Origin of the sequence: Mesorhizobium sp. Cs1321R2N1, from assembly GCF_037179725.1 — a bacterium.
GTDB lineage: Bacteria > Pseudomonadota > Alphaproteobacteria > Rhizobiales > Rhizobiaceae > Mesorhizobium > Mesorhizobium salmacidum.
On record NZ_JAPYKP010000258.1, the window covers coordinates 1 to 3,534 of the forward strand.

4 protein-coding genes and 2 pseudogenes are annotated in these 3,534 nt (G+C 63.3%); all 6 read left to right on the forward strand.

What is annotated here, in order from left to right; all coding sequences use genetic code 11:
- Positions 1 to 207, forward strand: a pseudogene (locus tag O7A61_RS31500) (Na+/H+ antiporter); the annotation flags it as partial.
- 178 nt (positions 208 to 385) lie between these two features.
- Positions 386 to 1,699 carry a serine hydroxymethyltransferase gene (glyA, locus tag O7A61_RS31505; RefSeq protein WP_337107535.1) on the forward strand — a complete coding sequence of 438 codons (1,314 nt, stop codon included), beginning with the start codon at positions 386 to 388 and terminating at the stop codon, positions 1,697 to 1,699.
- A 117-nt stretch (positions 1,700 to 1,816) separates the two neighbouring features.
- Positions 1,817 to 2,395 (forward strand): hypothetical protein, encoded by a 579-nt coding sequence (locus tag O7A61_RS31510; protein WP_442921136.1) that lies wholly within the window; start codon positions 1,817 to 1,819, stop codon positions 2,393 to 2,395.
- Positions 2,396 to 2,420: 25 nt separating this feature from the next.
- Positions 2,421 to 2,606 carry a hypothetical protein gene (locus O7A61_RS31515; RefSeq protein ID WP_337133070.1) on the forward strand — a complete coding sequence of 62 codons (186 nt, stop codon included), beginning with the start codon at positions 2,421 to 2,423 and terminating at the stop codon, positions 2,604 to 2,606.
- A gap of 239 nt (positions 2,607 to 2,845) precedes the next feature.
- Complete coding sequence (gene nrdR / locus O7A61_RS31520; RefSeq protein ID WP_015318247.1) at positions 2,846 to 3,325, forward strand: transcriptional regulator NrdR; 480 nt, start codon at positions 2,846 to 2,848, stop codon at positions 3,323 to 3,325.
- Positions 3,326 to 3,327: 2 nt separating this feature from the next.
- Positions 3,328 to 3,534: pseudogene (locus tag O7A61_RS31525) on the forward strand (bifunctional diaminohydroxyphosphoribosylaminopyrimidine deaminase/5-amino-6-(5-phosphoribosylamino)uracil reductase RibD); the annotation flags it as partial.

Sequence of the window (3,534 nt, forward strand, 5' to 3'; positions counted from 1 at the left end):
TCCGACGAAGCCGACGAGGCCCGCGCAGAGGCCCGTGAGGCCGGCAGGCTGGAGCTCGAACTCAGGGCGGCGGGCATCGAAGCCGAGCGATCCGCGCTACGCGACATGTTCCGCAGCCAAGAGATCAATGATCACACGATGCGCGCCCTGTTTTCCGAAATCACATTGGCCGAGGCCTTGCTGAAGCAGCGGCGGGACAGGAAATAGCGGTCCGCCCCGATCCTTTGCCGCAAACCGGCCAGCAAATTTCGCGCCGCAAACGTGGCGAGCCCAAAACAACTGTGTTAATGGCCGGCGAACGCAATGCATGTCGCCCAGAACCGCCCAGTGGTTTGGGACGACTGCATCCACGAATTTGCCCTTCCAACCCCGGGGAACTCAGGCCATGGCAACAGCAGCGGCGGCGTCCAACAAATTCGAATCCTTTTTCGAAACCACTTTGGAAGATGCCGATCCGGAGATCTTCGGCGCCATCCGCAATGAACTCGGTCGCCAGCGCCACGAGATCGAGCTGATCGCTTCGGAGAACATCGTCTCTCGCGCCGTGCTCGAAGCGCAGGGGTCGATCATGACCAACAAATATGCCGAGGGCTATCCGGGCAAGCGCTACTATGGCGGCTGTCAGTTCGTCGACGTGGCCGAGGAACTGGCCATCGAGCGCGCGAAAAAGCTGTTCGGCTGCAACTTCGCCAACGTCCAGCCCAATTCCGGCAGCCAGATGAACCAGGCGGTGTTCCTGGCGCTGCTGCAACCCGGCGACACCTTCATGGGCCTCGACCTCAATTCCGGCGGCCATCTCACCCACGGCTCGCCGGTCAACATGAGCGGCAAATGGTTCAAGGTCGTCTCCTATGGCGTGCGCAAGGACGACCATCTGCTGGACATGGACGCCATCGAGAGGACCGCGCACGAGACCAAGCCGAAGCTGATCCTGGCCGGCGGCACCGCCTATTCGCGCATCTGGGACTGGAAGCGTTTTCGCGAGATCGCGGACGCGGTCGGCGCCTATCTGATGGTCGACATGGCGCACATTGCTGGCCTCGTTGCCGGCGGCGTGCATCCCTCGCCCTTGCCGCACGCCCATGTGGTGACGACCACCACGCACAAATCGCTGCGCGGCCCGCGCGGCGGCATGATCCTGTGCAATGACGAGGACATCGCCAAGAAGATGAATTCGGCGGTGTTCCCCGGCCTGCAGGGCGGTCCGCTGATGCATGTCATTGCCGCCAAGGCGGTGGCCTTCGGCGAAGCGCTGAAGCCGAGCTTCAAAGTCTATGCCGAAAGCGTCGCCGCCAACGCCAAGGCGCTGGCTTCCAGCCTCAAGGAAACGGGCCTCGATATCGTCTCCGGCGGCACTGACAACCACCTGATGCTGGTCGACCTCAGGCCCAAGAACGCCACCGGCAAACGCGCCGAAGCGGCCCTTGGCCGCGCCAACATCACCTGCAACAAGAACGGCATCCCCTTCGATCCGGAAAAGCCCTTCGTCACTTCGGGCGTGCGGCTGGGCACGCCGGCCGGCACCACGCGCGGCTTCGGCCAGGCCGAATTCCGTGAAATCGGCAAGCTGATCGCCGAGGTGCTGGATGGGCTCAAGGTCGCCAATTCCGACGAAGGCAATGCCGCGGTCGAGGCGGCGGTCAAGGCCAAGGTCGTCGCATTGACCGATCGATTCCCGCTCTATCCCTATCTCGGTTGACCATCCTTATCTGGCTTGACCATCCTATCTCGGTTGACCGGGCGCGACGCGTCATCTTTTATCCGCCGGCAGTGCGTCACCCCTGATCGGGTGACGCATGGAACTGGAGAATTGATGATGCGCGATTTTTGTCTTGCCTCACTTGGCGCCTTCGGTTGGCTGGCTGCTTGCGGGTCCGTTTTGGCGCAGACGCCGCCCGCTCCGGACATGCCCGCCACCAGCAGTTTCGGCCGATGGACGACCATGGTCGATACGCTCGACACCGGCCAGGATGCGCACAAGACCTGCGCGGCCTCCACGGCGTTCTTCGACGCGGGTGGCAATTCGGGCACGCTGACATTGTCGATCTCGACCGGCGACGCGCTGCCGCCCGATGCTTATCCGGCCATCATGATCACCATCGACAACCGGACCCTGCCGGCCGACAAGAAGATCGCGGCCATCTTCGGCGATCCGGGCGTCAAAGTTTCCGCGACGGTTTACTCCAACGATGCCGTCAATGGCCGTCCCAGCTGGACGATAGACAACCAGGCCAAGACAAGTTTGGCGTTGCTGCGGGCCATGCGAAAAGTCACATCGCTCGACGTCACCTTCGGCAAGCAGGCCGTCGCCAGCATTCCGATGGACGGTTTCACAAAGGCCTATCGCAATCTCGGCACATCTTGCGGCTTCCCAACCAAGGATGTTGCGCCTTAACGGCTTGGCTGGAGCAAGCGGGGCCATGGACATTCTCTGGAAAGGCGTGGTCGGCGGGCTGGTGACGGCCCTGATCGTCTGGGCGTCCAAGCGGGGCAATGTCTTACCCGGGATCCTGCCGCTGGCGCCGACTTTGCCATCATCGCGTTGCTCGCTGTCGGCGCCAAGGGCGATCCAGGCGGATTCCGCGATGCCTGCCTTGCCGGAATGAAGACGATTCCGGCCTATCTCGCCTTCCTCGGCGCCTGCTGGCTGTTCATCGAAGGTCGACTATCGCCTGGCTGTTGCCGGCGGCATCGCAGTCTGGCTGCTTGCCGCGCTGGCAATCTTCCTCGCGCCTCGCTATCTCTGAGGCGCGGCAGGCCGTCGAAGAAACGGAACTGCTTCAATCCGGACCGGAAAGGCTCTAAGCCTTTTCACCTCACCAGATTCGCGAACCCAAGGCTCTCCATGCGCTGTCCCTATTGCCAGTCCGAAGATACGCAGGTGAAGGATTCGCGCCCCGCCGAGGACGGCGCGGCGATCCGCCGGCGGCGTGTCTGCCCCGATTGCGGCGGCCGTTTCACCACGTTCGAACGCGTGCAGTTGCGCGACCTCGTCGTGGTCAAGAAATCAGGGCGAAAAGTGCCGTTCGACCGCGACAAGCTGTTGCGCTCGGTCGAGATCGCGGTGCGCAAGCGCAACGTCGACCCCGAACGCATCGACCGCGCCGTGACCGGCATCGTGCGCCAGCTCGAAAGTTCCGGCGAAACGGAAGTGGCTTCCGGCGAGGTCGGCCGGCTGGTCATGGATGCACTGAAGTCGCTCGACGATGTCGCCTATGTGCGCTTCGCCTCGGTCTATCGCAATTTCCGCGAGGCCAAGGATTTCCACGAGCTGCTCGGCGAGCTGAAGGGGGATGAGGAAAAGAGCGAAGAGGACGCCGGCTGAGCATGGCAGCACCGCAACGCAGCGAGGCCGAGCAAGCGGCCCTTGACCGCCGTTTCATGGCCGCTGCCTTGCGGCTGTCGCGCAAGAACGCCGGTCGCACCTCGACCAATCCATCCGTCGGCACCATCATCGTGCGTGACGACGGCTCAGGCCCGATGATCGTGGGTACCGGCGTCACCGCGATTGGGGGCCGGCCGCACGCCGAGACC